The 26078-nt window shown below is 70.2% G+C and carries 27 protein-coding genes; 9 read left to right on the top strand and 18 right to left on the bottom strand.

The window, feature by feature from the left end; translation table 11 throughout:
* Positions 1-26 precede the first annotated feature (26 nt).
* Positions 27-1769: an ABC transporter ATP-binding protein gene (locus ACZ6ZD_RS31660; protein ID WP_465677602.1), complete on the top strand. Its 1743-nt coding sequence runs from the start codon at positions 27-29 to the stop codon at positions 1767-1769.
* 30 nt (positions 1770-1799) lie between these two features.
* On the opposite strand, the gene ACZ6ZD_RS31655 is transcribed toward ACZ6ZD_RS31660, so the two are convergent.
* The 7 genes from ACZ6ZD_RS31655 to ACZ6ZD_RS31625 all read right to left on the bottom strand — a co-directional run bounded on the left by ACZ6ZD_RS31655 (position 1800) and on the right by ACZ6ZD_RS31625 (position 10608).
* A complete protein-coding gene (locus tag ACZ6ZD_RS31655) occupies positions 1800-3365 on the bottom strand; it encodes a carboxylesterase/lipase family protein (protein ID WP_465677601.1) in 1566 nt (521 codons plus the stop codon).
* Positions 3365-4324, bottom strand: a complete 960-nt coding sequence (locus tag ACZ6ZD_RS31650; RefSeq protein WP_465677600.1) for a hypothetical protein — start codon at positions 4322-4324, stop codon at positions 3365-3367. Before ACZ6ZD_RS31650 ends, ACZ6ZD_RS31655 begins: the two co-directional genes overlap by 1 nt.
* Positions 4324-4911, bottom strand: a complete 588-nt coding sequence (locus ACZ6ZD_RS31645; RefSeq protein WP_465677599.1) for a TetR/AcrR family transcriptional regulator — start codon at positions 4909-4911, stop codon at positions 4324-4326. Before ACZ6ZD_RS31645 ends, ACZ6ZD_RS31650 begins: the two co-directional genes overlap by 1 nt.
* An 85-nt stretch (positions 4912-4996) precedes the next feature.
* Complete coding sequence (locus ACZ6ZD_RS31640; RefSeq protein ID WP_465677598.1) at positions 4997-6022, bottom strand: DUF4037 domain-containing protein; 1026 nt, start codon at positions 6020-6022, stop codon at positions 4997-4999.
* A 58-nt stretch (positions 6023-6080) separates the two neighbouring features.
* A complete protein-coding gene (locus tag ACZ6ZD_RS31635) occupies positions 6081-7673 on the bottom strand; it encodes a phytoene desaturase family protein (RefSeq protein WP_465677597.1) in 1593 nt (530 codons plus the stop codon).
* Positions 7674-7732: 59 nt separating this feature from the next.
* Positions 7733-9712 (bottom strand): SUMF1/EgtB/PvdO family nonheme iron enzyme, encoded by a 1980-nt coding sequence (locus tag ACZ6ZD_RS31630; protein WP_465677596.1) that lies wholly within the window; start codon positions 9710-9712, stop codon positions 7733-7735.
* On the bottom strand, positions 9709-10608 hold the full coding sequence (locus tag ACZ6ZD_RS31625; protein WP_465677595.1) for a ribokinase: 900 nt from the start codon (positions 10606-10608) through the stop codon (positions 9709-9711). The genes ACZ6ZD_RS31630 and ACZ6ZD_RS31625 overlap by 4 nt, the downstream gene beginning before the upstream one ends.
* 224 nt (positions 10609-10832) lie before the next feature.
* Between ACZ6ZD_RS31625 and ACZ6ZD_RS31620 the strand changes: the two genes are divergently transcribed.
* Positions 10833-11000 (top strand): hypothetical protein, encoded by a 168-nt coding sequence (locus ACZ6ZD_RS31620; protein WP_465677594.1) that lies wholly within the window; start codon positions 10833-10835, stop codon positions 10998-11000.
* 46 nt (positions 11001-11046) lie between these two features.
* On the opposite strand, the gene ACZ6ZD_RS31615 is transcribed toward ACZ6ZD_RS31620, so the two are convergent.
* The 3 genes from ACZ6ZD_RS31615 to ACZ6ZD_RS31605 all read right to left on the bottom strand — a co-directional run bounded on the left by ACZ6ZD_RS31615 (position 11047) and on the right by ACZ6ZD_RS31605 (position 13563).
* On the bottom strand, positions 11047-12024 hold the full coding sequence (locus ACZ6ZD_RS31615; RefSeq protein ID WP_465677593.1) for a potassium channel family protein: 978 nt from the start codon (positions 12022-12024) through the stop codon (positions 11047-11049).
* Positions 11969-13081, bottom strand: coding sequence for a GNAT family N-acetyltransferase (locus ACZ6ZD_RS31610; RefSeq protein WP_465677592.1), 1113 nt, complete (start codon positions 13079-13081; stop codon positions 11969-11971). Before ACZ6ZD_RS31610 ends, ACZ6ZD_RS31615 begins: the two co-directional genes overlap by 56 nt.
* Before the next feature lie 83 nt (positions 13082-13164).
* Entirely contained in the window at positions 13165-13563 is a 399-nt protein-coding gene (locus ACZ6ZD_RS31605) for a hypothetical protein (protein ID WP_465677591.1), read from the bottom strand.
* Between the two features lie 67 nt (positions 13564-13630).
* On the opposite strand from ACZ6ZD_RS31605, the gene ACZ6ZD_RS31600 reads away from it, so the two are divergent.
* The gene (locus ACZ6ZD_RS31600; RefSeq protein WP_465677590.1) at positions 13631-14236 is read left to right on the top strand and encodes a hypothetical protein; all 606 of its coding nucleotides are present in this window, start codon (positions 13631-13633) and stop codon (positions 14234-14236) included.
* Positions 14237-14469: 233 nt separating this feature from the next.
* Entirely contained in the window at positions 14470-16245 is a 1776-nt protein-coding gene (locus ACZ6ZD_RS31595; RefSeq protein WP_465677589.1) for a glycerophosphodiester phosphodiesterase family protein, read from the top strand.
* On the opposite strand, the gene ACZ6ZD_RS31590 is transcribed toward ACZ6ZD_RS31595, so the two are convergent.
* Positions 16242-16724, bottom strand: coding sequence for a hypothetical protein (locus ACZ6ZD_RS31590; RefSeq protein ID WP_465677588.1), 483 nt, complete (start codon positions 16722-16724; stop codon positions 16242-16244). The two genes, ACZ6ZD_RS31595 and ACZ6ZD_RS31590, sit on opposite strands and share 4 nt — an antisense overlap.
* A gap of 9 nt (positions 16725-16733) precedes the next feature.
* Entirely contained in the window at positions 16734-17783 is a 1050-nt protein-coding gene (locus ACZ6ZD_RS31585) for a carboxylate-amine ligase (RefSeq protein WP_465677587.1), read from the bottom strand.
* A gap of 42 nt (positions 17784-17825) precedes the next feature.
* On the opposite strand from ACZ6ZD_RS31585, the gene ACZ6ZD_RS31580 reads away from it, so the two are divergent.
* Both ACZ6ZD_RS31580 and ACZ6ZD_RS31575 read left to right on the top strand, forming a co-directional pair.
* Positions 17826-18563: a HipA family kinase gene (locus ACZ6ZD_RS31580; protein ID WP_465677586.1), complete on the top strand. Its 738-nt coding sequence runs from the start codon at positions 17826-17828 to the stop codon at positions 18561-18563.
* On the top strand, positions 18560-18943 hold the full coding sequence (locus tag ACZ6ZD_RS31575) for a DUF3037 domain-containing protein (RefSeq protein WP_465677585.1): 384 nt from the start codon (positions 18560-18562) through the stop codon (positions 18941-18943). Before ACZ6ZD_RS31580 ends, ACZ6ZD_RS31575 begins: the two co-directional genes overlap by 4 nt.
* On the opposite strand, the gene pgm is transcribed toward ACZ6ZD_RS31575, so the two are convergent.
* Positions 18940-20562, bottom strand: coding sequence for a phosphoglucomutase (alpha-D-glucose-1,6-bisphosphate-dependent) (gene pgm / locus ACZ6ZD_RS31570; protein ID WP_465677584.1), 1623 nt, complete (start codon positions 20560-20562; stop codon positions 18940-18942). The two genes, ACZ6ZD_RS31575 and pgm, sit on opposite strands and share 4 nt — an antisense overlap.
* Before the next feature lie 77 nt (positions 20563-20639).
* On the opposite strand from pgm, the gene ACZ6ZD_RS31565 reads away from it, so the two are divergent.
* A complete protein-coding gene (locus ACZ6ZD_RS31565) occupies positions 20640-21284 on the top strand; it encodes a maleylpyruvate isomerase N-terminal domain-containing protein (protein ID WP_465677583.1) in 645 nt (214 codons plus the stop codon).
* On the opposite strand, the gene ACZ6ZD_RS31560 is transcribed toward ACZ6ZD_RS31565, so the two are convergent.
* Genes ACZ6ZD_RS31560 through ACZ6ZD_RS31545 form a run of 4 tightly spaced genes read right to left on the bottom strand, consistent with a single transcriptional unit; the run spans position 21281 to position 24115 of the window.
* Complete coding sequence (locus ACZ6ZD_RS31560) at positions 21281-21637, bottom strand: MmcQ/YjbR family DNA-binding protein (RefSeq protein WP_465677582.1); 357 nt, start codon at positions 21635-21637, stop codon at positions 21281-21283. The genes ACZ6ZD_RS31565 and ACZ6ZD_RS31560 overlap by 4 nt on opposite strands.
* 4 nt (positions 21638-21641) lie before the next feature.
* Positions 21642-22298: a response regulator gene (locus ACZ6ZD_RS31555; RefSeq protein ID WP_465677581.1), complete on the bottom strand. Its 657-nt coding sequence runs from the start codon at positions 22296-22298 to the stop codon at positions 21642-21644.
* Positions 22273-23484: a sensor histidine kinase gene (locus ACZ6ZD_RS31550; RefSeq protein WP_465677580.1), complete on the bottom strand. Its 1212-nt coding sequence runs from the start codon at positions 23482-23484 to the stop codon at positions 22273-22275. The genes ACZ6ZD_RS31555 and ACZ6ZD_RS31550 overlap by 26 nt, the downstream gene beginning before the upstream one ends.
* Positions 23485-23497: 13 nt before the next feature.
* Entirely contained in the window at positions 23498-24115 is a 618-nt protein-coding gene (locus tag ACZ6ZD_RS31545; protein ID WP_465677579.1) for a hypothetical protein, read from the bottom strand.
* A 205-nt stretch (positions 24116-24320) separates the two neighbouring features.
* On the opposite strand from ACZ6ZD_RS31545, the gene ACZ6ZD_RS31540 reads away from it, so the two are divergent.
* A complete protein-coding gene (locus tag ACZ6ZD_RS31540; protein ID WP_465677578.1) occupies positions 24321-24866 on the top strand; it encodes a hypothetical protein in 546 nt (181 codons plus the stop codon).
* A gap of 3 nt (positions 24867-24869) precedes the next feature.
* On the opposite strand, the gene ACZ6ZD_RS31535 is transcribed toward ACZ6ZD_RS31540, so the two are convergent.
* Complete coding sequence (locus ACZ6ZD_RS31535) at positions 24870-25370, bottom strand: hypothetical protein (RefSeq protein ID WP_465677577.1); 501 nt, start codon at positions 25368-25370, stop codon at positions 24870-24872.
* A gap of 171 nt (positions 25371-25541) precedes the next feature.
* Between ACZ6ZD_RS31535 and ACZ6ZD_RS31530 the strand changes: the two genes are divergently transcribed.
* Complete coding sequence (locus ACZ6ZD_RS31530; protein ID WP_465677576.1) at positions 25542-26030, top strand: FBP domain-containing protein; 489 nt, start codon at positions 25542-25544, stop codon at positions 26028-26030.
* The last annotated feature ends 48 nt before the right edge of the window (positions 26031-26078 follow it).

Raw genomic sequence — 26078 nt, 5'->3', positions numbered from 1 at the left:
CTGCTTCGAGGCGAGGGGAGATCGGGATGACCGAGAAGCGCTGGCAGAATCTCCGGACGTTGTGGTCGTTCATCCGGCCGCACCGCCGGACGCTGGCGCTCGGGCTGGTGCTCGGGCTGGGGACGACGGCGGCCAGCCTGGCGACGCCGTTGGTGTCGAAGGCGGTCCTGGACGGGCTGGCGGCGTCCACGCCGATTGGGCCGATCGTCGGGCTGCTGATCGGGCTGCTCGTGCTGAGCTCGGGGCTCGGGCTGATCCAGTGGATCCTGCTCGGGCGGATGGGCGAGCGCGTCGTCCTGGACGCGCGCAGCTCGATGGTGCGGCGGCTGTTCCGGGTGCGGGTCGGCGAGCTGGCCAGCCGCTCCCCCGGCGAGCTGGTCACGCGGGTCACCTCCGACACGGTGCTGCTGCGGGAGGCGGCGGCGTCCAGTCTGGTGGAGCTGGTGAACGGCACGATCATGCTGATCGGTTCGCTGGTGCTGATGGCCGTGCTGGATTTGGTGCTCTTGGCAACGACTCTGGGTGCGCTGGTGGTGGTCGGGGTGATCGTCGCGGTGCTGATGCCGCCGATGGCGAAGGCCCAGGAGCAGGCGCAGGGCGCGGTCGGGCGGTTGGGCGGCGCACTGGAGGGCGCGTTGCGCGCGATCCGGACCGTGAAGGCGAGCCGGGCCGAGGGCCGGGAGAGCGAGCGGGTGATCTCGGAGGCGGCGGAGTCCGCGCGGCAGAGTGTGCGCGCGGTGCGGTACCAGGCGGTCGCGATGACGGTCGCCGGGTTCGGGATCGGGCTGGCGACGATGCTGATCCTCGGGCTCGGCGCCTGGCGGGTGAGCGAGGGAGCGCTCTCTGTCTCGGCGCTGGTCGCGTTCCTGCTCTACACGTTCCAGTTGATGGAGCCGGTGTCGACGTTGACGAACACGGTGACCGCGCTGCAGTCGGGGGTCGCGGCGGCGACGCGGATCCGCGAGATCGAGGCGTTCGAGATCGAGCCGCCCGGTGCGAGCGGCGTACGTCGTCCGCCGGGTGATCTGAGCACCTCCGCACTCACCTTCGAGGGCGTCACCGCGCGCTACGCGCCGGGGGCCGCGACCGCGTTGCAGGACGTGGATCTGGAGATCCCGCGGATCGGGCACACCGCGATCGTCGGGCCGTCCGGCGCCGGCAAGACGACGATGTTCTCACTGTTGCTGCGCTTCCTGAACCCGGAGAGCGGGCGGCTCGTTCTCGACGGGATACCGCTCTCTGAGTGGTCTCTGGAGGATCTACGGCGGCGGATCGTGTACGTCGAGCAGGACACCCCGCTCGTCCCCGGCACCTTGCGCGAGAACCTGCGCTACACCCACCAGGACGCCACCGAGGAGACGCTCTGGGAGGCGCTCCGCGCGGTCCGGCTCGAGGAGCGCGTCCATGAGCTCCCCGACGGGCTCGACACCATGCTCTCCACCGCGGTCATCTCCGGCGGCGAGCGGCAGCGGATCGCGCTCGCCCGCGCTCTCGTCAGTACGCCGGAGATCCTGCTCCTGGACGAAGCCACCGCTCAACTCGACGGACTCACCGAGGCCGCCGTCCACGACGTCATCGCCCGCGTCGCCCGCACCGGCGCCGTCCTCACCATCGCCCACCGCCTCTCCACCGTCATCGACGCCGACCAGATCGTCGTCCTCGAGTCCGGCGCGGTCCGCGCCCGCGGCACCCACAACCAGCTCCTCACCACCGACTCCCTCTACCGCGACCTGGTAGCCGCCCTCCGCATCACCACCCAAGTCAGCTAGCCGCGAACGGCTGAGCGGGTTGCGGCGCCGTCAATCGGAGACTGAGGACCAGAGCCGGCAGTTGTGGGTGGTGGAGAGGTCGGTGGCTCGGACGGTTGATTGGCCGAGGTCCTGGCCCAGTACGCCGCGCGGTGTCAGTCGCGGCCAGGGAGCGCTGCCCGGGTGGTTGGGGTTCGACGTGCGGGCAAAGCGGGTCCAGTAGTCGATCATCTGGTTCGACAGGATGGTTTGTTGCGGGTTCAGGTCGACGAGACCGAACAGATAGGCCAGTTCGGAGCCGTGGGCTGCTCCGACCGGAAAGTCCGGCGTTTCCGGTACTCCTTGGGTGTTCGGTGCGGTCCGGTCAGTGAAGTCGTAGGCCCAGACAGGTACGTGCCGGGCAAGAGCGCGGCCGGCGTCGAGGGATCGGCAGGTCCAGCCTGCGTCGGTCAGAGCCGCGGCCCAGGCCAACGCCGGGGTGCCGTAGGTGGTGGCTGGGTAGGCACGGGCGATGGACGTCGCGTGGCTGCCGAAGGAGCTTTCGAGCAGGCGCGTGTACTCGGCCTGGTCGATGGTGTATCCGGTCGCCAGGATGAACCCGACGTACAGGCGCATCTCGTCCAAGTTCGTTCCCTGCAGCACCGGGACTTTGGCGAAGTTCCCCGAGTCGAGCGCGGCCGATGGCTTACGCGGGAGAGTTTTGGTGCCGTAGGCAACGAAGGAGAAGGTGTTCATGAGGTCGGTGGTCACGAGCTGCTTGGCCGGTTTGGCGCGTAGGCAGTCCAGTGCGTCGGTTGTGCAGCCGAGGCCGCCGGCCGCGCGGACGCCGTTGGCTTCGACGGAAGCGGTCGGCTGCCACGGATCGTAGCTGCCAATGCCGGGGGCCAGGCCGTTCGGCGGGAACTGGGTGCGGCACGAACCGCTCTGAATGATCGCCTTGGCGAACAGCCCGCGGGCGGCTGGAGCGGCCAGTTGCGAGCACGTGCTCATCCCGCCGGCGGACTCCCCGAACAGCGTGACGTTGGCGGGATTGCCGCCGAAGAACACCGCGTTGCGCTGCACCCAACGCAGTGCCGCCTGCTGATCCTGGAGGCCGAAGTCACCCTCGCCGCGTAGCGCCGGGTGACCGAAGAAGCCGAAGATGCCCAAGCGGTAGTTGATCGTCACGACCACCGCGTCGCCGCGGGTGGCGAGTTTGGCGGTGTCGTAGTCGCTTCCTGATCCTTGAGTGAACCCGCCGCCGTGGACCCAGACCATGACCGGACGAAGTACTCCGGGCTTGGCTGAAGCGGTCACATTGACGAACAGGCAGTCCTCGGAGCCGGTCGTCGCGGTGCCACTGACCTGAGCACAAGACGCACCAGGCTTGCTGGCATCGCGGATTCCTGGCCAGGGTGCAGCGCGCTGCGGCGACCGCCAGCGCAACGCACCAACCGGCGCTGCGGCGTAAGGGATCCCCTCGTACGTGACATGGTCGCCATGAGCCACACCCCGGACGAGCCCCCGGTCGGTCAGCGTCACCGGACCGGACGCATCCGGCCGTACCCCGGCCGACGCAGGACCGGCCGCCGCGGTCAAAGCGGCGGCCATCAGACCACCGGCGATCAGTCGCTTCATCATGTGAGTCCCTTCCGTGCTGTGCCCCCGCGAGCATGGATGGTGAACAGCAGCAGGATCGCTGCGGCAATCAGGATCGCCTGAACAACTGCTGCCACCGGGTGGAAGCCGTACTGGCTGACCTGCACCAAGACACCAGCCCAGCAATACGTCAGGACGGCGCCTGTCACCGCCGCGGCCACATGCGGACCGGTCCGTCGCACGGCCCATCCCGCTGCAACCAGGACGGCGACAGCAACCATGATGGACACCGATGCCGGAAACAGACGCTCGTTCGCACCCAGGTGGTAGACGAGAACGAAGATGCTGCCGGCAACAAACACCACAGCGCCGACCATTGCTGCAGGCAAAGAGTTCTGGACTGGACGACGTCCGCGCACGGTCAGCGCGGACAGCACCAGCACTGCAGCCAGCACGGCCGCGGCAGCCAGCTCGGCCGGCTCCGCGACGAACTTCTCAGTCGCGTACGTGCCCAGACACAGCGCGGCCGCGCCTAGCACGTAGGCAACCGCCGCACCGACCAAACCGGAGGTCCGAAGCCATTGTCCTTTTCGGCCGGTCGCCAGCTGGACCAGCGCGATCGGTATGACGATGCTCCAGACCGAGTGGATCGTCAGAACGAAGATCGCCCACGGCGCTCCGGTGCTGAGCCCCGGGATCTGGCCGTAGCTGTTCAGCTCCAGACCGACGTAGCGGGGACTGAACAACGACTGGGTGATCAGCCCTTCCTCGATGACTCCGAACGCCGTGGCCAGCAGGAACATGGTCGGCCAGCCGCGCCCTCGGCGGACGGTGACCTCGCGGATCAGCAGCGCCCCGCCGCCGTACAGCATCACCAGCACCGGATACAGCGCCGCGCTGCTTGGTCTGGACAGCGGGACGTTGCCCAGCAGGAACTCACTGATCAGTGGAGCGACCAGTAGCAAGAACAACGCCGGATGACGTTGCAGGACACTCATCACGCCCCCTTCCTGGTCGCCGCGTCGAACAGCGCGACCAACTCGTCGGCGTAGGCGGCGACGTCGGCGATGCGGTGGGTGTAGATCTGCGCCTGGGCGCCGTCCAGCACCGAGCGCAACGCGACGGCCATCACCCGGGGATCGAAGTCGCGTAGCTCGCCGGCCGCCTGCCCCGCCCGGAAGATCCCGGCCACCTCTTCGTACTCCGGCTCGTGAACCGCGGCACCCAGCACCAGCTTGCCGTCGGCATCACGAAAGTTGCTCCAAATCTCCTGCAGAGCCTGCAGTTCGCGCCGATCCTCGGCGTACCAGTCCAAGCTGGCGCGAATGAACACCGAGATCTTCTCCGACGGAACCGTCACCGCGGCCATCCGCGGCCGGATCGCCGCCTTCGCCCGGTCGAACACGTGCTCCACAACCGCCCGCAACAGGTCGTCCTTGCCGGCAAAGTGGTACGAGATCAGCCGGGTACTACTCAGCTCGGCCCGCTCGGCGATCCGCGCGTACGACGTCGCCTGGAACCCGGCATCAGCCAAACACCAGATCGCGGCAGTCACGATCTGCTGCCGACGCGCCACCGTCGTCACCGACCTATTTACTGGCATGAGTAATTACTACCACAGCCAAGTAAACCGAAACGTAGGAGCCAGGTAGTTGGTGGTGGGTGGGTGGTCAGCTGGTGGCGGTGGGGTAGGTGGGTAGGAGGAGGCGGTAGGTGTGGGGGGTGGTTAGGAGGGTGGTGTTGTCGGCGAATTGGTCTATGGCGCCTAGTGGGGGGAGGGATTGGAGGGTGGGGGTGGTGAGGGTTTGGTGGAGGGCGGTGGCGAAGCGGTGGGCGGCGAGGACTTGGGCTGGGCGGTCGTGGTAGGGGCGGGGGGTGGGGTCGAGGGGTGGGGTGAGGGCTAGGACGTTGTGGCGGGTGGCGACGGCGGTGTAGGCGGCGGTGAGGGCTTGTTCGCGGGCTGGGTGGGTGGTGGCGGTGAGGGCTTGGTGGAGGTGGTGCGGGAGGGAGTCGGGGTGGGGTTGGGTGGTGAAGGCGGTGCCCAGCCATTTGGTGTACGGCGCGTAGGTGCGGGCCTGGAGGAGGGAGAGGCGGATGAGGTCGCGGGCCAGGCGGGCGGTGACGATGCGGGAGCCGATCTCGTCGCCTACTTCGTGGGTGCGCTGGACGAAGGACTCTTCTTCGGCGATGCGCGTCCACTGGCAGGCCATCAGCCAGCGCCAGAGCTCGTCGGGGTACCAGGCCAGCTTGTCGCGGACGGGCTCCAGGCGGCCGTCGTCGGCGAAGACCGGGCCTGCGGTGACGCCGAGGAGCTGTTGCTGCGGGGTGATGAGCCAGTCGGAGAGCGTGATCTCACCGGTCGCGTCGAAGCCGAGCTGGCCGATCAGCCAGTCGCCGAGGGTGCTGACGGTGATGTGATGGACGGGCGCCTGGGTGTCCCAGCCGAAGCGGACGGCGTGGCCGGCGAAGGTGTCCGGCAGCCCGCGCTCGACGGCGGCCCGGACGGGCTCCGGGTCGTCGACGAAGAGCTGCAGGCGCGGACCCCAGCCGTGGTCGGTCGAGCGTTCGGTGTCGTAGCCGAGGACGTCGGAACCCCAGCCGAGCAGCGCCGCGGCGTGCGGGACGCCGACCAGCGGGCGGATCACCTCCGCATAGAAGTCCGCGCTGAGCTCCCGGGCCGATCTGAAATCCGTCACCCAGGCATCATTCAGCCGAACAACCAGCCCGGCCAACGATTTACCGCGGCCGGCAGTCCTACTTCTGCAGACGGCGAAGCACAGCGGACGGGAAACGCCGGGTCAGCGGGCCCAGCACCGAGGCGTCGCGCAGGGCAGTTCGAGCGGCCAGGTGACCGCAAGCCCCATGGACGCCGCCGCCCGGGTGAATCGCGGAGCTGCCGAGGTAGAGCCCGTCGACGAACGTCCGCGGACTGCCCAGCCCGATCGTCGGCCGGAACACCAGCTGCTGCTGGAGCTGCATCGTGCCGCCGCCCAGCGCACCGAAACCGAGCGCCGCGTTCCCGGCCTCCAGCCCACTCGGCCGCTGCAGCTCCCGATCGATCACCACCGACGAGAACCCCGGCGCATACCGCTCGATGGCGGCCTCCATCCGCTCCCCCAGCAGCTCGGCCGCCGCGTCGTCCGCGATCCCGCGCGGCAGATGCGCGTAGGCCCACACAGCTTCCGTCCCGGCCGGCGACCGCGACGGATCGGATTTCGTCGTCTGCCCGATCAGCAGGAACGGCTGCTCCGGCACCCGCCGGGTGTCCAGCTCCGCGCCGAGCCGCACCAGCTCGTCCGCCGTCCCGCCAAGATGGACGACGCCCGCCGAGCGCGCCTCGGCCGCCGTCCACGGGATCGGCCCGCTCAGCCGGAAGTTCAGCTTCACGGTCGGGTAGTCCCAGTCGAACCGCTCGTCCAGGTCCCGCCGCAACCCTGACGGAATAGTTGCCCCCGACAACAGCACGTCGTACAGCACCGGCGCCGACGTGTCCGCGATGACCGCCCGCTCAGCGGCGACGTACTCACCCGAAGCCGTCCGGACGCCGCTCGCCCGCCCACCCGAGACGTCGACGCCGACCACCGGCGTCCCGGCCGCGAACAGCACCCCGGCCTGCTCGGCGCGCCGCACCAGCGCACCCGAGAACGCACCCGAGCCGCCAACAGCGACCGGATACCCGACGTCCTGAGCCAGCATCGCGAGCAGCCAGCCCATCGTCCCGCTGACACTGCCCGACAGCGGTGCGTCAGCGTGCAGCGCGTTGCCCGCGAGCAGCGCGGCGCCCTGCGGCCCGGTGAACAGCTCCTGCCCCATCCGGTGCATCGGCATCGCCATGAACCGGGCGAATCGCAGCAACTCCCCCGCCGAGCCGAGCTTGCGCACGAGCTGCACCGCGGGCGTGACCGGCGGCCAGGCCGTCAGCAGCGACTTGAGCAGCGGCTCCCGGAGCGCGACGTACTGCTCGTACAACCGCAGCCACGCCGCGCCGTCGCCGGGATGATCCGCGCCGACCGACTTCGCCGTGTCCTCGGGATCCGGATGGATCGACACCGAATCACCCGACGGATCCAGCAAGTGCGTCAGCGCCAGCGGCGCGTAGCCCCACTTCAGCCCGAACTTCTCCAGCTCCAGCGCCCGCATCACCGGCGACGCCACACCCAGCGGGTAGTTCGAGCTGAACCGGTCGCTGATCCACCCGTCGCTCTCGGTCGACCGGACGGCGCCGCCGTAGCTGTCGGCGGCCTCGAGCACGAGCACGTCCCAACCGGCGTCGGCGAGCGCGATCGCACTCACCAGCCCGTTCGGCCCCGAACCGATCACGACGGCGTCAACACTGCGCGGCAGCATGTCTACGACCTTAGCTCGATGACCTGGGCTCCTCCGTCAGTACCCGCCGCGCGCGCATCTCATCCCGCGCAGCGGAAGCCGATCGTCTCGGAGCGGTCCAGGCCGCCGCCGGTCAGCACCAGTTTGAAACTGACCTCGGGCGCCTGCGGGCCGCCGTCGGCGTACCACTCGGAGCCCTGGGCAACATAGTGCGAGCCGCCCTTGAGCAGGCAGAAGCGGCTCCGGCCGTCGCGGTGCTCGCTCTCGGTCAGGTTCCAGACGAGCGGTTCGGCGCGGCCGAAGCCCTCGAGACCAGCCGCGACCTGCCACTCGTCCTCGGTCGGCAGCCGGCCGCCACGCCAGGCCGCGTACGCCCGCGCGTCCGCCAGCTCGACGTACGTCACCGGCTGCTCATCGGTCCCGGACGCCGGCGCCCCGCCGACCCAGTGCTTGAGGAAGCGGTTGGCGATCAGTGGCCGATACCCGGTCGCCGCCAGGAACTCGGCGTATTCCGCGTTGGTCACCTCGGACGCCGCCACCGAGATGGCGCCCAGACTGACCTCACGCGTTTCCGTCCGGACGGCGTGCAGCCGCGGCGACCAGGCATCGACGTACGGCGTCTGGTCGTACAGCCCGGTCTCGCGCTGCCGGTAGCGCACGGTCAGCGTCCGCTCCCCCGCCGGTACGCCGACCGCCGCGCCGATCGCGGCCGCACCCGAAGTCGTTGGCAACGGCAACCGCTCCGCGGGCCGCAGCGGAAAGGCGGAGTCGGCGACGTGCGGCCGCGGCAGCGTGCCCAGCCGGCGCGCGGTCGCCCGGCAGGACGGGCCCGCGGTCGCGCCGACCCGGACGATCCCCGCGATGCCGCGCCCGGGCACGGTCAGATGGACGCCGTCGTCGTCCGCGGTGATCGGGACGCCGGTCGTGACGTCGTACCAATCGCCGACCTGGTCCTCCGAGCGCAACACGACGCCGTCGAAATCCTCGTCGTCGCGGTTGATCAGCGTCCAGAACGTCACATCGGCGAGGTCGAAGCGGGAACCGTGGACGCCGTGCACGCGCGCCTTCTCGGGGACTTCGGGTGTGAGCTGGATCCAGTCGCCGTTCAGCAGCACCGGCGCGAAGGCGCGCTGCGCCGCGACCATCCGGCGCAGCGTCGAACGGTCGCGCGCGTTCCAGCCGACCCAGCTGGAGAAGACCGACTCCCAGACCATCATGCCGACGCCGTTGATCCAGGCCGACTGCAGCTCGTCGCTGTGGTCGCGGTGCCAGCGACGGATGTGATGCATCAGGTGCCGGCGCTCGAACAGGTGCGCCCGCAGGACGCCGGGCGCGTGCGTGTCGCCGAACCATTCGGCCCAGGACAACGGGTGATCGCCGATCCTTGCCATCGGCAACCGGTTCTCGCTCTCGAACACGATCGCCGGATTCGCCGCCCGGACCGTCCGCGCGAACGCCGGGTCGGCCTCCGGCAGCGTGTCCAGGAAGACGCCGTCGACGGCGTACTCGGTGACGAGCGCCGCGAACTCCTCGGCGTCCGGGCGCGCGGGCCGGCGGGTGCCGGTGTCCCACGGGTTGTAGTCGAAGAACACCTTCAGACCGTGCCCGTGCAGCTCGTCGACGAGCTGCCGCAGCCCGGGGACGTCGCGGTAGAAGTCGAACTGGTTGCGCGCGTCGATCCCGATCACCGGGTAGGCGTGCCACAGCACGACCGCGTCGTGACCGCCGAACTGCTCGGCACTGTGCCGGACGAACCGCTCCGGGGTGAAGCGGCCGCTCGCGACGTCGTACAGCAGGTCGTCCCAGAGCCAGACGAGCGCGACCGAGTACGCCGTCTGGGCCCACTCCCGGCCCGGCTGCTCGTAGCGCGACCCGTCGTACGGCGTCCGCTCGTAGGTGCCGATCAGCCACTCGGCGAGCTTGGCCCGCCACCGCGGGAGGTCGGCCGCGTCCTCCGGGGCGCCGATGATCTTGGCGTCGTCCAGGAAGGACAGGTCGGCCCGGAACCCCAGATCCACCCGGGCGGGCAGGTCGATGGGCCGCGGTTCGAGCGAATTCACAGGTACACCTCCGCATAACGCGCGTCGATCGCATCCCCGTGAGGGACCGAGGCAACTGCTCCCGCGGTCTGGACACTCAGTGAAGCAGCTACGTTAGCGCGTCGGACCGCGTTCGTCAGGTCGCTGGGCGTGATCGGCTCACTAGCTGACCCGGAAGCCAAAGTTGCGGCCAGCACTCCGCAGAACGTGTCGCCCGCGGCAGTCGTGTCGACCACGTCAACCCGCACCCCTGGTACGGCGATCTCGTCGTGACCGCGGGCCAGGATCACCGCACCGGCCCCGCCGAGCGTGACGATCGCGGCCGGGACCAGCTCCAGCAGGCGGGCTCGGTCCGGCCCGGCGACCGACTCGGCCTCGCTCTCGTTCACCACGAGCAGGTCGACGTCGGCCAGCAGCTCTGCGGGCAGCTCAGCCGCGGGGGCGGCGTTCAGGATGAAGTAGGAGCTGGCCGCGGCGGCTGCAGCGACAGTGGCCAGCGGGATCTCCAGCTGGGCGAGCACGATCCGCGCGCCGCCGATCACCTCGACGGCCTGCTGCGACAGCGTCAGCTCGCCGTTCGCGCCGGGAGCGACAACGATCGAGTTCTCCCCGGACTCCTCGACGGTGATGATCGCCGTCCCGGTCGGGGCGTCGCTGCCGCCGACCAGGGCCAGGTCGACACCGGCTCCGGCCAGGGTGTCGCGCATCAGGACGCCGCCGTCGTCCGCGCCGAGGGCCGCGACCATCGCCGTCCGGGCGCCGGCCCGAGCCGCGGCGACCGCCTGGTTCGCGCCCTTGCCGCCCGGACCGCGGGTCATGACGCCCGCGAGGACGGTCTCACCCGGGCGCGGGATCCGCCGGACCGGCAGCACCAGATCCACGTTCGCGCTGCCCACCACGACAACCTCCGGCTCCACCCCGCGCCACCTCCACAGTCCCGGCCGACAGCTTTCCGGCCCCACCCTCCCATGACCGACCGGCCAAAGCGCGACCGCGGAGCTTGTACCCCGTTCCGCGCGCCGTACTCCTGCCGGACGGCGTGCTGAACGCAACCTTCAGCCGGTAACTGATCGCCGGACTCTCGGCTCGGCCGGGTAGGCTTTCGGCAGTTGGATTGTCGACATGAATCTGGGGTGGGGACATGACCAAGACTGCTGTGGTGCGCGCATCCATCGGGGCCGGGCTGGCAGCTCTGCTGTTCGGGGCGGCGGCCGCCGGCCCGGCGATCGGCCTTGCCGCCGACCGCGAGACCGGCACCGTCAAGCTCGCGAAAGCGGCGGGTGACAAGAAGGTAGAGGTCATCAAGTAACGGATACCTCGACGCCCGGCATCGTGCTCACGGTGCCGGGCGTTTCCTATTCGTCGTCGCCCTCGGCGCCCGGGCGCTCCGCCCAGGGGGTCTCCTTGGCGGGCCGGACGACGATCAGCTTGTCACCCGCGGCCAGGACCGAGACGTTCGAGTCGTAGTACCGGTGCACCTTGCCGTCGCGGACGACGGAGACGACGCGGTCGGGCAGCGCGGACGGCGGCTTGCCGACCTCGCGGCCGAGCACCGGGCGCTCGGCCACCTCGAGGCCCTCGCCGTACGTCAGCAGGTCCTCCATCACCTCGCCGAGGTTCGGGCTGACGGCGGACAGGCCGAGCAACCGGCCGACCGCTTCGGAGGACGTGACGACGGCGTCCGCGCCGGACTGGCGCAGCAGCGGGACGTTGTCCTCCTCGCGGACGGCGACGACGATGTGCGCGTTCGGGTTCAGCTGCCGGACGGCCAGCGTGACGAGGACGGCGGAGTCGTCGCGATCGGTGGTCACGATCACCTCGCGCGCCGTCATCACCTCGGCCCGGCGCAGCACCGTGCGGTTGGTGGCGTCGCCGTGGAAGGCGGCCATCTGGTCGTTGCCCGCGTCACCGACCGCCTGCGCGCGCGGATCGATCACTACGATGCCGTCGCGCTTCACCCCGTTGCTGAGCAGGGTCTGCACGGCGGAGCGGCCCTTGGTGCCGTAGCCGACGACGATGGTGTGGTCTCTCATCCGTTTCCTCCATCGCGTGTCGCGCATGATCCGGCGACCCTCGTTGGCCAGTACTTCCAGTGTCGTGCCGACCAGTACCACCAGGAACGAGATCCGCAGCGGCGTGACGATGAAGGCGTTCACCAGCCGGGCGGCGGGCGTCACCGGCGTGATGTCGCCGTACCCGGTGGTGGTGAGTGTGACGGTGGCGTAATAGATGCTGTCGATCAGATCGACAGTGCCGTCGTAGCTGTCCTTGTAGCCGTCACGGTCGATCACCACGATCAGGACCATCAGGGTCAACAGCCCCACTGCCACCATGAAGCGGCTGAAGAGCTGAAAGAGCGGCGAGCGCGTGCTCGCGGGCAGGTTGACCAGAAGGCCGTGTGGATTGCGACCGGGCAGGGATGGCACGGGACCGACCATATTGCACCGGCGGGCGATCCACCGCATGCGACAGGCTCTCCTGGGACAGCGCCACCGTCACCATCAGGTTGGCGCCGTCCTGGACCACTCGGGTCCGCATCCGCAGCCCCTCGATCGTGCGCAGCATGGCGGCGTTCTCCGGCTGGACGACGCAGACCGCCCGGTCCGCGCCCAGCTCGCGCGCGGCGGTGATGACCTGGCGCAGCAGCTGGCCGCCCAGCCCGCGCCCCTGCCAGCCGTCTTCGACCAGCACGGCGATCTCCATCGCCGTACCGCCCATCTCCTCCCAGGGCGCCGCTGTGGCCATTCCGATCACCGCATCGTCGACACCGGCAACAATCGACACCCCGCCGGCCGGTGCGGACAGGTGGCGCGCCGTCCGGGCCGTCAGCTTCGGCATCGGGACGTGGTAGCGCCGAGTCCGGCTCTCGTGCGAGCAGCGCTCGTGCATGGCCACTACGGCCTCGGCGTCCTCGACGGACGCCCGCCGCAGCTCCGGCTCGCCGGCACCTGGTCGCGGCCCGTCGATCACCGGCTCCTGCAGCCGCTCGGCCAGCCGGCCCGCGATCTCGACCAGTACGTCGGCCCGCGCCCACTCCGCCGGCGTGTACTCCTCGAACCCCTGCAGCGCGCCCAGCTCGTCGTCCACCGACATCGGGTCGTCGATCAGCCGCAGTACCGCCCGCAGGTAGCGCGTCGGCGCGTCACTCAGGACGTCGGCCTGACACGGCCGGACCGTCGTCCGAACGCACCCGGCCTCGGCCACCAGCGCGGTCAGATCGTCAGCGGTCCAGCCGACACCGGTCGAGACCACCAGCTCATCCACGGCGCCGGTCTCGGCCGTGAACACCTCCAGGCTCAGAATGTTGATGTCGTCCGCACCACACCGTGCAGCGAGTTCGGCCAGCGCACCGGGCCGGTCGGCGAGTTCGGTCCTGATCTTCCAGAGCATGCGGACGCCCTCCCTCGAAAGCTTCGTGCTTCCACCCTGCGGGAGCGCTGTTGCCTCGTCGGGTCGGGGATGTTACGTCCGCGTCAACGGCGGCGGATCACCTTGGGCAGCCGGGCGCCGATCCGCGGTTTGCGCGTCGCCGCCAGCACGGCGGCGGACTCGCGCTTGTCCAGGTCGGCGTGCCGCAGCAGCTCGGGGTACGTCGCCTGCGGGACCGGCGGGTAGGTCGTCACGATCGCGTCGCCGGAGAAGACGAAGAAGATCGCCTGCCCGTCCTTGATCACCTTGAGCAGCGAACCGTCGCGAACCGTCAGCGCGTGCTCCAGCGCCTTCTTCCGCGCCGCGCGCTTGGCCATCGCGGCCTGGACCGCCTGTTGCGCCGGCTCCCGGCCGTGCCGCACGGCCTCGGCGACGAGCGGTCCGTACCGCACGCCGTACTTGATCAGATTCTTGGCCAGTTGGCCGCGTCCAGCACCCGCCATACTCCGAGCGTACTGACTGAGCCGGGTCGGCGTGCGGAGGTTCGGTCGGTCAGGCACCATGGAGGCCGTGAGCTCCCCCAATCCGCGCCGCCCGATTCTGCCCGGCAACAAGCTGTTCGAGTCGTTGCCCGGTGCTTCCGACCCGGCCGCCGTCACCGAGGTCGCGCACCGGACGGCCGAGCTGCTGGTGCGCGGCGTCCGCTCGTCGGAGGACGCCGAGGTGCACGCGCGAGTGGTGAAGCTGGCCGACGACTACGGTCTGGACGAGCTGGCCGAGCTCTGGTCCGATGCGCCGTCCGACTCGCTGCCGGGCGCGCTGTGGCGCCTCTACCTGCTGCGCTCCTGGGTGCATTCGAACGCCGAGCAGGTCTCGCTGGAGTTCACCACCGGACGCAAGTACGCCGAAGTCCACGCGGTGGTCGCCGGCGTCGCCGAGCCGCCCGGCCCGACCGAGGTCCGGGACATGGTGGACGCCGTCCTGCGCGGCGTCGCGACCGGCGATTTCGCCACCACACTGGACCGGGCGGCCGCCTTCGCGCGGATCGTCGCGACCGGCCGCGCGCACCTCGCGGACGACGGTCACGACCAGGTTCTCTCGGCGTCCAAACTCGTCGAAATGGCCGACCAGCTGCAGATCGCGGCACGCTCGGAGCGCGCCGGTCAGCTCTGGTAGTTACACTGTTCGAGGTGTCGGGCCGGTGCAAGCCCCGGGTCCCAAATAAAGCCGCTACGAGCGGCCACGCGCCGTGAGGCGCTTCCCGGTCCGACACCCCAAACACGTGAACCGCGCCCGTCTCGTGAACGTTTGACGGTTACCTGGCGGTCTTTTGTCAGTTACCTTCACGAGGGTGTTCGTACCTCTGGGACCGCAAGTCTCGGACGCCCAACCCCTCGGAAGGATCACCCATGTCTCGCCTTCCCCGCGCGCTGCTGCCGGTTGCCCTGGCCGGCGCGTTGTTGCTCCCGGCCGTGCCCGCTGTCGCGCAGCGCGGCAACTTCGATGTGCAGGCTCATCGCGGCGGGCTCGGTCTGACGGTCGAGAGCACGATCGCGTCGTTCACCCGCGGCCTCGAGGTCGGCGTCAGCACGCTGGAGCTCGACGTCCAGATCACCCAGGACGGGCACGCCGTCATCACGCACGACCGTCGTGTCGGCGGCAACAAGTGCCGCGACACCGCGCCGTACACGCCGGGCGACCCGGAGTACCCGTATGTCGGCAAGTACGTCAACACGCTCACGTTGCAGCAGGTCAAGCAGCTGGACTGCGGCACGCTGACGCAGCCCGAGCACCCGCAGGCGCAGCCTGATCCGGGTGCGCAGATGCCGGAGCTGCGTGACGTCTTCGCGCTCGTGCAGCGGTTCAAGGCGCATGACGTGAAGCTGAACATCGAGACCAAGGTCGAGGCCGGCGCGCCGACCGAGACCGCGCCGCGCGAGCAGTTCGTCCAGGTCGTCGCGCGGGAGATCCGCAACGCGCGGATCGCCCGGCAGGTGACGATCCAGAGCTTCGACTGGGGCGCGCTGATGCGGATGCGCCAGGTCGCGCCCGAGCTGCCGCTGATCGCGCTGACCAACTACGACTTCCTGCAGGTCGGTCAGCCGGGCAGGTCGCCGTGGCTCGGCGGGATCGACATCGACGACTTCGGCGGCGATCTGGTCAAGGCGACCAAGTCGTTCGGCGCGGCCGCGATCTCGCCGGTGCACGGCTTCCCGCAGAACGGCAAGATCAGCGATCCGGGGTACCGGCCGTACGTCACCGCGGCCATGGTGCAGTCGGCGCACAAGGCCGGGATGAAGGTCGTGCCGTGGACGATCGACGACCCGGCGACGATGCAGTCGCTGATCGACAAGGGCGTCGACGGGATCATCACCGACTACCCGGATCGGCTGCGGTCCGTCGTCCGGGCGAACGGGTTCCGGCTGCCGCGCGCGTACGAGGCGCCGGCGGTCCGGGCGTTGCCGGCCGCGCATGCGCACAACGACTACGAGCACCGGCGTCCGCTGCAGGATGCCCTCGACCGCGGCTTCAGCAGCGTCGAGGCGGACGTGTGGCTCGTCGACGGCGAGCTGCTCGTCGCACACGATCTGGAGAACGTCGTCCCGGGCCGGACGCTGGAGAGCCTGTACCTGAAGCCGCTGGCCGAGCGTGTCCGCGCCAACCACGGCCGGGTCTACCAGCGCGGCGGCGACTTCCAGTTGCTGATCGACATCAAGAGCGACGGTCCGACGACGTACGCCGCGATCGACAAAGCCCTGGCCAAGTACCGCGGGATCAGCACGATCTTCGCGCACGGCCACGTCTTCGAGGGCGCCGTCACCTCGGTGATCAGCGGCAACCGGCCGCTCGACGTCCTCAAGGCGCAGAAGGTCCGGTACGCCGGGTACGACGGCCGGCTCGCCGACCTCAACTCCGGGATGCGGGCCTCGCTGATGCCGCTGGTCAGCGACAACTGGACCAACCACTTCACCTGGACCGGCACCGGCCCGATGCCGGCCGCCGAGCGCGCAAAACTCAAGTCCATCGTCACCACCGCCCACCGCGCCGGCTACCGCCTCCGCTTCTGGGCCACCCCCGACACCCGCGGCGCCGCCCGCGAGGCGCTCTGGGCAGAACTTGCGGACGCCGGCGTCGACCACCTCAACACCGACGACCTGCACGGCCTGGAGGCGTTCCTCCGCTAGAACCGCACTTGGTACAGACGGGCGGCCGGCTCGACGAGCACGTCGAGCCGCTCGCCCGTCGTGATTTCGCGGACGGCGCGGCAGCGGAACGTGACCTGGAACGAATCGAACCGCGGCCCGCTGATCCTGAGATCGAGCTCGTAGCCGGGCTGGGTCTCGCTCCAGCGCTGATCGCGAACCGCCAGGACGTCGCCTATCGCCTGGACGCCGGAGGTCTCGAGCAGCAGCGTGTCCCGCCGTCCGCCGCGGGAGATTCGCCAGAAGGCGATGCCGAAGCCGATCGGCACCAGCGCCAGCGGGCTGAACAAGGCGGCCGTCGACCAGCTCGTCAGGCCGAGGGCGCCGGGGCCGATCAGGATGGCGAGGCCGATGATCCCGCCCACGATCGCCGTCACCACCGACCCGCGGTAGCTCGTCGCACTGACGCTCGCCGGGCTGAGCTTCCCGTTACCCGGTTGGCGCCACTGCGTCGTCGACATCGGAGCAGATTATGTGATCTCCGTCAGATCGACGACATCTTTCCCGGCCCGGAACGCCTGCTGCTGGCGGATAGCGCCGTTGCCGTCGACCAGCAGCCGTTCGATCCCCTCAGTGACGAGATCCTCGTCCCCGAGTTGCTGCAGCGCCGGAGCGACGTACTGCTGCAGTTTGGCCAGCAGCTCCCGCACGGGCAGCGTCTGCCCAGTCGACACCTCCAGCGCGGTTCCGCTCAGACCATCCCGCGCAGCGAGCCAGTACGCCGCGTGGAGGATCTCCGGCTCCAGCTGCGGGCCGTGGTCGCCGTCGAGGGCAGTCATCACCAGCGCACGGCAGAGCGTCGCGAGCAGGACGGTTTCATCGACTGTCAGCGGTACGTCGCTGATCCGGACCTCTACCGTCGGCAGGTGACTCGACGGGCGCACGTCCCAATAGATCATCCGCTCGTCCAGAATCGTGCCCGCTGCCAGATGCATCGCGACCAGTGCGTCATAGTGCTCGGCGGACTCCAGGTACGGCGGCGGCCCGGCACTCGGCCAGCGCGACCACAGCACCCAGCGCCAGCTCGCGAACCCGGTGTCCTGCTCCAGATACACCGGCGAGTTAGCCGTCAACGCTAGTAGGGCAGGCAGCCACGGGCGCAGGTGATTGGAGACGCGGATCGCCGCCTCCTGGTCCGGTACGTCGACGTGGACGTGACACCCGCAGACTCCCTGCTCCCGGGCCAGCAGGCCGTAGCGATCGGCCATCTCGCGGTAGCGCGCCTGCTGCGTGACCAGCTGCGCGGCGACACCTCGCGGCGGGACGGCGATCGCTAGCACCCGAGCACCTTCACCGGCCGCGGCCTGCGCAAGCTCTCTGCGCAGTCCGGTCAGCGCCGTGTGCAGCTCGGCCGCAGAGTCGCAGACCGGGCTGTTCGTCTCTACCTGAGCCCGGGTGAGTTCGAGGGTGACGTCGAGGTCGGGCAGCTCGTCGACGACCGCCTGGCTGCGCGGGAGCGGGTCGCCGGTGGCGGATACCAGCAGGAGTTCTTCTTCGACTCCGATGGACGGAAGTTTCACCCTCCGCCGGTACCCGCGCGGGAAACGGGTTAGGGTCTGGCTGTGAGTCTGCCGATGGTCGCCGCGACGCGGTACGTGCTGCCGCTGAGGGAGGGCGGATCGCTGCCTGCTGTTGTCGAAGGCAACGATCTGGGGACGTACGTGATCAAGTTCCAGGGCGCGGGCCAGGGCCCGAAGGCCTTGGTCGCCGAGGTGATCGTCGGCGAGCTGTTCCGGCGGCTCGGCCTGCGGGTGCCGGAGCTGAAGCTGATCCAGCTCGATCCCGCGATCGGCAGGTCCGAGCCGGATTTCGAGATCCAGGAGCTGCTGATCCGCAGCGCCGGGCTGAACCTCGCCGTCGACTTCCTGCCCGGCTCCTTCGGCTACGACGTCACGTTCAACCCCGGCGCCAAACTGCAGGCCGAGGTGCTCTGGCTGGACGCGTTCACCGCGAACGTCGACCGGTCCTGGCGCAATCCGAACCTGCTCGTCTGGCACAAGCAGCTCTGGATGATCGACCACGGCGCCGCGCTGTACTTCCACCACTCGTGGATGCCGGCCGAGCGGTTCGCGACCCTCCCGTTCGACTACCACGACCACGTCTTCGCGGACGCGGCGTCCGACGTCCTCGCGGGAGTCGACGAGTCGCTGGCGGCGCGGATCACGCCACAGCTGCTCACCGAGGTGATCGCGCTCGTCCCGGACGAGTGGCTGACCGAGGGCGATCGCGAGCGTTACCTGGAATACCTGCTCGCCCGGCTCGCGAACAGGTCGGCCTGGGTGCCGGGAGGTGCCGCATGAGCGCGCTGGTGCCGTTTGACTACGTCATCCTGCGCTGCGCGCCGCGCGTCGAGCGGGGCGAGTTCATCAACATCGGCGCGATCGTCTACTGCCGCGACCTCGACTTCCTGGCCGCCGCCTGGGACTTCACCCCCGAGCGGGTCAGCGCCCTGTACGGCGACCTCGACCGGGACGCCCTCAAGGCGTCCCTGGAGCACATCTGCGCGATCTGCGCGGGTGACCCGGCGGCCGGGCCGGCCGCCAAGGTCAAACCCAACGAGCGGTTCGGCTGGCTCGCCGCGCCGCGCAGCACCGTCATCCACGCGGGGCCGATCCACAGCGGGATCACCAATGACCCCGCCGCGGATCTGGACCGGCTGATCGAGGAGTACGTCGGTTAGCCGAGCGCCTTCGAGACGACCTCGCGGGCCTCGACGAAGACCTCTTCGAGGTGGTCGGCGCCCTTGAAGGACTCGCCGTAGATCTTGTAGAGATCCTCGGTGCCGGACGGGCGGGCGGCGAACCAGGCCGACTCGGTCGTCACCTTGAGCCCGCCGATCGCGGCGCCGTTACCGGGCGCGCTGGTCAGCCGGTCGACGATCGGCTCGCCGGCCAGCTCGGTCGCGGTGACGGCGTCCGCCGAGAGCGCGGACAGCTTCGCCTTCTGCTCGCGGCTCGCCGGTGCGTCGACCCGCGAGTACGCCGAAGCGCCGAACCGCTCGACCAGCTTCGCGTGCGCCTGGGACGGCGTCGCCCCGGTGACGGCCGTGATCTCACTGGCCAGCAGCGCGAGCAGGATGCCGTCCTTGTCCGTCGTCCACACCGTGCCGTCGAAGCGCAGGAAGCTCGCACCCGCGGACTCCTCGCCGCCGAAGCCGACCGAGCCGTCGATCAGGCCGGGCACGAACCACTTGAACCCGACCGGCACCTCCCAGAGCCGCCGGCCGAGATCGCCGACGACGCGATCGATCAGCGACGACGACACCAGCGTCTTGCCGACGGCGACGTCCGGGCCCCACTGGCGGTTCGCGAACAGGTAGGAGATCGCGACGGCGAGGTAGTGGTTGGGGTTCATCAGGCCGGCATCCGGGGTGACGATGCCGTGCCGGTCGGAGTCGGCGTCGTTGCCGGTGGCGACGTCGTAGGCGTCGCGCTGGGCGACCAGCGAGGCCATCGCGTACGGCGAGGAGCAGTCCATCCGGATCTTGCCGTCGTGGTCGAGCGTCATGAACGACCAGGCCGGGTCGATCCGCGGGTTCACCACGGTCAGGTCGAGGCGGTGCCGCTCGGCGATCGCGGCCCAGTAGTCGACACTCGCGCCGCCGAGCGGGTCGGCGCCGATCCGCACCCCGGCCGAGCGGACGGCGTCCAGGTTCAGGACCGACGGCAGGTCGTCGACGTAGTGGCCGAGGAAGTCGTAGGAGCCGGCCGCGCGCCGGGCCTGCTCGAACGGCGTCCGGCGGACGTCGCGGTTACCGCCGGCGATCAGCTCGTTGGCCCGGGCGGCGATCCAGCCGGTCGCGTCGGAGTCGGCCGGGCCGCCGTGCGGCGGGTTGTACTTGATGCCGCCGTCCCGCGGCGGGTTGTGCGACGGGGTGATGACGATCCCGTCCGCGCCCGCGCGCTCGACCCGGTTCAGCCGCAGGATCGCGTGCGAGACGCCGGGCGTCGGCGTCAGCCGGTCGGCGCTGTCGACGAGCGTCTGGACGCCGTTGCCGGCGAGGACTTCGAGCACCGTCCGCCAGGCCGGCTCGGACAGGCCGTGGCTGTCGCGGCCGACCAGGACCGGGCCGCTGGTGCCCTCCCCGGCGCGGTACTCGCAGATCGCCTGGGTGATGGCCAGGATGTGCGCCTCGTTGAAGGCGCCGTCGAGACTCGAGCCGCGGTGGCCCGATGTCCCGAAGACGACCTTCTGCGCGGGATTCTCGACGTCCGGCGTGATGCTGTCGTACGCCGCGAGCAGTGCGGACACGTCGACGAGGTCCTCGGGCTGGGCGGGCTGGCCTGCGCGTGAGTGCATACCCACATGCAAGCACAACTCGCGACCGGTGTGTGTCGATCTCGCGTCCGCCCGTTCGTCAGGTGAACATGGATCCGATGACCAACGCCACCTTGTACGCCGACACCCGCGCCCGGGTGATCGCCGCCGTCCGCGATCTCGACCCCGGCGCGCTGGACCGGATCGTCCCCGCCTGCCCGGAGTGGACCGTGCACAACCTGGTCTCGCATCTGGCCGGCGTCGCGGCCGACTTCCTCGCCGACAACCTCGACGACGCCCCCTCGCCGCCGTGGACCGCCGTCCAGGTCGACGCCCGGCGCGACCGGTCGCTGGCCGCGATCCTCGACGAGTGGGCCGCGGCCGACATCGAGCCCGTCATCCGGGCCAGCACGCACCCGCTCGTCTGCAACCTCTGGGCCGACGCCGGCACCCACGAAGCCGACCTGCACGCCGTCCTCGGCAGCGGCCGCCCGCCGACCGAGCTGCAGCTGGCCGCGCTCGCCTGGATCCTCGACGAACCCGGCCCGCTCACCCTGCACACCGAGCACGGCACGTGGTTCCTGGCCGGCGACGGCCCGCCTGCCGAGGCCAGCACCTCGACGTACGAGCTGTTCCGCGCCCTGATGGGCCGCCGCCACCCGAGCCAGATCCAGGCCTGGAGCTGGTCCGCGCCGTCAGCTGCTCCCTACTGGAGCCATGAACTCCCCCGCCTCCCCGAGCCCGCCCAGCCTCAGACCGACTAGATCTCGTCCAGGCGGGCGATGAGCGTCTTCGGCGCGATCTGCCGGTAGGCCTGCTCGACCAGGTCCTCGACGTGGTCCCAGTCGACGTCGACGTCCAGGTAGACGCCGAGCCAGCCGCGGTGACCGACGTACGGCGGGCGGTAGAAGTGCTCGGGGTCCTCGGCGACGAGCGCCTCCTGGACGCCCGGCGGCGCCGCGCACCACAGGCCGATCCGGTCGTCGTGATGCTGGTTCGCGAAGTTCACGAACACCTTCTTGTCCCGCACGAACCACGTCGGCTCGCCGTGACTCAACCGTTCGGTCGCCTCCGGCATCGCGAGGCACAACGCGCGCAGCCGCTCCAGTACGTCCATGACCTCAGTGTCGCGGACGGGGGACGACGACGCCCGCCTCGTACGCGTAGACGACCGCCTGCGCCCGGTCCCGCAGGTCGAGTTTGGTCAGGATGCTGCTGACGTGCGTCTTGACCGTCTGCTCCGCGAGCACCAGCTCGGCCGCGATCTGCCGGTTCGCGAGCCCGCGCGCGACCAGCCGCAGTACTTCGGTCTCCCGCGGCGTGAGCTTCGTCGGGGCCGCGACCACCGCGGGCTGCGAGCGGGCGAAGTCCTCGACCAGCCGGCGGGTGACCGACGGCGCGAGCAGCGCGTCCCCGGCGGCGACCACCCGGACCGCCGCGGCCAGCTCGTCCGGGGTCGAGTGCTTCAGCAGGAAGCCGCTCGCCCCGGCGCGCAGCGCGGAGTACACGTAGTCGTCGAGGTCGAACGTGGTCAGCATGACGACCCGCGGCGCGTCCGGGACGGCGAGGATCTCGCGAGCCGCGGTCAGCCCGTCCATCACGGGCATCCGGACGTCCATCAAGATCACATCCGGCCGCAGCTCGGCCGCCTGCGCGACCGCCTCCGCGCCGTTCCCGGCCTGGCCGACCACGTCGATATCCGGCTGCGCACCGAGCAGCGCGCCGAACCCGGCGCGGACCATCTCCTGGTCGTCAACGATCAACACCCGGATCGACACGAGTCACCTCCTGCAGCGGGAGCAGAGCCTCCACCAGATAACCCCCTTGCGGGGTCGGCCGCGCCGTCACCGCGCCGTCCACCAGCTCGACGCGCTCGCGCATCCCGATCAGCCCGTGCCCGCTGCCCCCGGTCATCACCGGGCCGCCCTGCTCGTTGCGCACGCGGACCACCAGCATGGACGCCGTCCGCCGGATCTCCACCTCGATCCGCGCCCCCGGCGCATGCCGGACCGCGTTGCTCAGCGCCTCCTGGACGACCCGGTACGTCGTCAGCTGCACCGCCGGGTCGACGTCCAGGACCGACTCGACATCGACCTCGATCGACGCGCCGGCCTCCCGATGGGCGGCGATCAGCTCGGACAGCTGCTCCAGGCCGGGCTGTGGCTCGAGCTCGGCGTCCGGCTGCTCCTCACGCAGGATCCGCAGCACCCGCCGCATCTCGGCGAGCGAGGACCGCGCCGCCTCCGCGATATCGGCGAACTCCGCGCGGACGCCGTCCGTCAGCCCAGGCAGCCGATGCGGCGCACTATCGGCGCGGACGACGACAACCGACAGGTGATGCGCCACCACATCGTGCAGCTCACGCGCGATCCGGGCCCGCTCCTGCAGCCGCGACCGCTCCGACCGCTCCGCCTCAGTGATCGTCTCCTGAACAGCCAACTGACTACGCGTCTCGTTGACCGACCGGAGCACGTCACCGACACCAGCGCCGACAGCCGAGAGCACCACCATGATTACCAGCGCGGCCCAGCCTGTGTAGAAGCCCAGCACCACGGCCCCGATCACCGCGACCAGGCTGAACGCCTGGGCTGCGAGCCACCAGCCGATCAGCTCCCGCCGCGGCATCCCGCGAGCGCCGGCCAGCGCGAGCAGGATCGAGTGGCTGAACACAGCCGAAGCCGCCCACGGCCAGGGCTCGCTCGCGCCGTTCGGCGCGGACAGCGGCGCCATGACCGCGGTGATCGCGAGCGAGACGCCGAGCGCCACCTGCGGCTGGTAGAAGACGGCCGCCAGCGCGAACGCACGAGCCAGCCCGAGAAGCACCGGCAAGAGCAGGAACCCGTAAGCGTAGTGCTGCAGGGTATCGAGTGTGGTCAGGAAGAAAGTCGCCGTGACTCCGACGGCGGCCGCGATCCCCCAGCGACCGCGCGGCCAGCCCGCGAGGAGCTGTTGAACGTCGAGCATGATGAGAACCCTTTCACAGTTGAGCGAGCCAGGACAGGAAGAAGAACGTTCCCGCCACGCAGATCGCGATAGTTGCCGGAAGCACCCACTTCGAGGTTCGCTCCCCGCTGAGCCGGCGGAGCAGCGCGGCGTGCAACCTGGTGATCCCCCGCAGCACCAGGGTCAGCAGCACCACGATCGGCACCGACACCGCCGCATGCACCGCCCACGCCCCGGCCAGCGTCGGCCCGCCCCACGTCCCCGCCCCGTAGGGCCCCCGCACCACCAGCCCGTACAACGGCCCCCGCAACACCGCAATCGCCAAAACCACCAACAACAACCAAGCCACCAACCCCATCACCACCCCCGCAAACCCACCCCCCAACCTCCCCACCCGCCCCATCCCCCGCCCCCCTCCGCGCGGCTCGCCCCCGCCCTCGGCGGCGGCGTCTGCTGTGGGCTCGGCTTGGTCGGGGGTTGTTTCGGGCCAGCTGGCGGCTTCGGGGGTGCGGGCCAGGTTCCGGCGGGGGGTGACGGCGTCGGCCATCAGCGACAGGCCGCGGGGGACGAGGCGGGCGGCGTCCGCGAGTCCGCTCAGGGTGGCGCGGAGGAAGCCGGCCCGGGCCGGGTGCTCCGCGAGTAGCTGCGTCATGGTCTCTCCAGGTCTTGATCGGTGAGTCCAACGCTAGAAATTCGGCGGGCGCGGCACCTCCGGCCACGGAGCCAACCTGCGTCCAGTACCCCGGTAGGGGGTGGTTGTGATCCAGGTCACAGTGACCACGATCCGTGCCGTCGCGTTACACGGTCAGTGCCGTACGGCCTCGTCCGCCGTGGCACGCCCTGAGTGGAGGTTCGGCATGCGCATTCGGAACCTGGCAGTGACCGCACTCGTCCCCGCGATGGTGCTCGCCGGGTGCGGCAACGAGGCGTCGTCCATCGCCGCGTCGTCCCCCGGCGCCAAGAAGGCATCGAAGCAGACGCTGACCGAGGAGGTCGGCAGCCCCGCGGTCGCCTCGGGCGACCCGGTCGTCAACGCGTACTACGACTACCGCGTCGCGCTCGACCAGATGATGCGCAGCGGCGGCGCCAAGACCGAGCAGCTCCGCCCGGTGATGACGACGAAGCTGTTCCAGTCGATCAGCGTCCAGGCGAAGTACTACCGCGCCAAGCGGCTGCGCAACACCGGGGCGACCAAGGTCCTCTGGGCCAAGCGCACGCTCGCGTCGAACGGCGTCATCGTGACCGCCTGCTACGACACCGCGGCCGCCCGGACGGTCGACTCCGCGAACCAGTCCGTCCTGCCCGCCGACGTCCCGACCCGCTGGCTGGACCAGATGCGCGTCCAGCAGCAGAACACGCGCTGGATCGTCGACGGCGGTAAAACCACCCCGACCGACTGCTAGCGACTAGTGGCGGACCATCTGGCGCAGCAGGGTCTCCACCGCCAGATGCAGATCGGCGTCATGTTCAGGGCCTGACCACACGACGACACAGCCCTTGTCGCCGAGTTTGCTCGCGACCAACTCCCGGGCCGGCGTCGGGTCACCCTGATTGAGCACCACGACCAACCGGCGTCCGTCCCGCTGCAGCCGGTCGAGCAGCGGCGGCAGCGTCGACCCGCGGAACAGCCCCGGGTCGCTCTTCACCTTCGTCTCCACCATCACCCCGCGGCCGCGGACGACGAGCAGGAAGTCCGCCCGGTCGCGGGTGAACTCGCGATCGTGGTAGATCCGCGCCTTCGGCCAGAGCCGCTGGAACGCGACGTCCACGTCGGCGTCGTACCGGTCGGCCAACCGGCTCACCTTGGAACTCGTCCCACGCGGCCGGTAGCTCTCCGGCGTCCGCCGGCCCGAGCGCATCCGCCCGAACAACGGGCGCACCCAGCGCCGCAGTCTCGTGTCGATCATCGGCGGACCCCTCGACCTAGCCAACACTGATCTTCAGTGTCCCCACCCGGCCGGGCCGCCGAACCCGCCCACACCGATCGTGATCGCACCGCCACATACCTCGCCGTATTTCGGTTGCACGGCCGCGGCGCGTTCGGTCTGATGGATCGTCAACGACCCGGAGGCCGCACGATGGAATCGCTCAGCGCGGACGAGATCAGACGCTCGTTCGTCAACTCGACGAAGAGCCTGGTCAAGGCGATGACCCTGCCGCGCGGCTTCGCCGAGCTGCCCTGGGAGTCGCTGGACTTCCTCGGCTGGCGCGACCCGAAGGCGCCCAACCGCGGCTACCTCGTCGTCCGCCACGCCGACGCCGTCACCGGGATCGCGGTGACCACCCAGGCCAGCGGCAAACCCCGGCGCGGCACGGGCCTGTGCGACCTGTGCAACACCGCCCACCAGGTCACCGACGTCGCCCTCTTCGCGGCGCGCCGGGCCGGCGCCGCCGGGCGTGACGGCAACACCGTCGGCACCTACATCTGCGCCGACCTCGCCTGCTCGCTCTACCTGCGCGGCCTGCGCGACCTCGCCGTCCCCCAGGGCGACACCGCCCCCGCCGAGGAGCGCGTCCGCCGACTCGGCACGCACCTCGGCGCCTTCGTCACGCGCGTCCTCGCCTGAACCACGCCCACCCGGCCTAGGCTGGGCACCGGCACCACGCCGGCACGG

It is taken from the genome of Kribbella sp. NPDC104218 (assembly GCF_055584105.1).
Note: the sequence above shows the minus strand (reverse complement) of the source record. Positions and strands in the feature narration are given on the sequence as shown.

Excerpts from the sequence above, each read along its gene's own strand:
- ACZ6ZD_RS31535 (WP_465677577.1), bottom strand. The coding sequence starts at position 25,370 with ATGATCGACACGAGACTGCGGCGCTGGGTGCGCCCGTTGTTCGGGCGG.
- ACZ6ZD_RS31550 (WP_465677580.1), bottom strand. The coding sequence starts at position 23,484 with ATGCTCGACGTTCAACAGCTCCTCGCGGGCTGGCCGCGCGGTCGCTGG.
- ACZ6ZD_RS31620 (WP_465677594.1), top strand. The coding sequence starts at position 10,833 with ATGACCAAGACTGCTGTGGTGCGCGCATCCATCGGGGCCGGGCTGGCA.
- ACZ6ZD_RS31610 (WP_465677592.1), bottom strand. The coding sequence starts at position 13,081 with ATGCTCTGGAAGATCAGGACCGAACTCGCCGACCGGCCCGGTGCGCTG.
- ACZ6ZD_RS31595 (WP_465677589.1), top strand. The coding sequence starts at position 14,470 with ATGTCTCGCCTTCCCCGCGCGCTGCTGCCGGTTGCCCTGGCCGGCGCG.
- ACZ6ZD_RS31565 (WP_465677583.1), top strand. The coding sequence starts at position 20,640 with ATGACCAACGCCACCTTGTACGCCGACACCCGCGCCCGGGTGATCGCC.
- ACZ6ZD_RS31605 (WP_465677591.1), bottom strand. The coding sequence starts at position 13,563 with ATGGCGGGTGCTGGACGCGGCCAACTGGCCAAGAATCTGATCAAGTAC.
- ACZ6ZD_RS31615 (WP_465677593.1), bottom strand. The coding sequence starts at position 12,024 with ATGGTGGCAGTGGGGCTGTTGACCCTGATGGTCCTGATCGTGGTGATC.
- pgm (WP_465677584.1), bottom strand. The coding sequence starts at position 20,562 with ATGCACTCACGCGCAGGCCAGCCCGCCCAGCCCGAGGACCTCGTCGAC.
- ACZ6ZD_RS31660 (WP_465677602.1), top strand. The coding sequence starts at position 27 with ATGACCGAGAAGCGCTGGCAGAATCTCCGGACGTTGTGGTCGTTCATC.
- ACZ6ZD_RS31540 (WP_465677578.1), top strand. The coding sequence starts at position 24,321 with ATGCGCATTCGGAACCTGGCAGTGACCGCACTCGTCCCCGCGATGGTG.
- ACZ6ZD_RS31590 (WP_465677588.1), bottom strand. The coding sequence starts at position 16,724 with ATGTCGACGACGCAGTGGCGCCAACCGGGTAACGGGAAGCTCAGCCCG.
- ACZ6ZD_RS31560 (WP_465677582.1), bottom strand. The coding sequence starts at position 21,637 with ATGGACGTACTGGAGCGGCTGCGCGCGTTGTGCCTCGCGATGCCGGAG.
- ACZ6ZD_RS31635 (WP_465677597.1), bottom strand. The coding sequence starts at position 7,673 with ATGCTGCCGCGCAGTGTTGACGCCGTCGTGATCGGTTCGGGGCCGAAC.
- ACZ6ZD_RS31530 (WP_465677576.1), top strand. The coding sequence starts at position 25,542 with ATGGAATCGCTCAGCGCGGACGAGATCAGACGCTCGTTCGTCAACTCG.
- ACZ6ZD_RS31650 (WP_465677600.1), bottom strand. The coding sequence starts at position 4,324 with ATGAGTGTCCTGCAACGTCATCCGGCGTTGTTCTTGCTACTGGTCGCT.
- ACZ6ZD_RS31655 (WP_465677601.1), bottom strand. The coding sequence starts at position 3,365 with ATGAAGCGACTGATCGCCGGTGGTCTGATGGCCGCCGCTTTGACCGCG.
- ACZ6ZD_RS31545 (WP_465677579.1), bottom strand. The coding sequence starts at position 24,115 with ATGACGCAGCTACTCGCGGAGCACCCGGCCCGGGCCGGCTTCCTCCGC.
- ACZ6ZD_RS31575 (WP_465677585.1), top strand. The coding sequence starts at position 18,560 with ATGAGCGCGCTGGTGCCGTTTGACTACGTCATCCTGCGCTGCGCGCCG.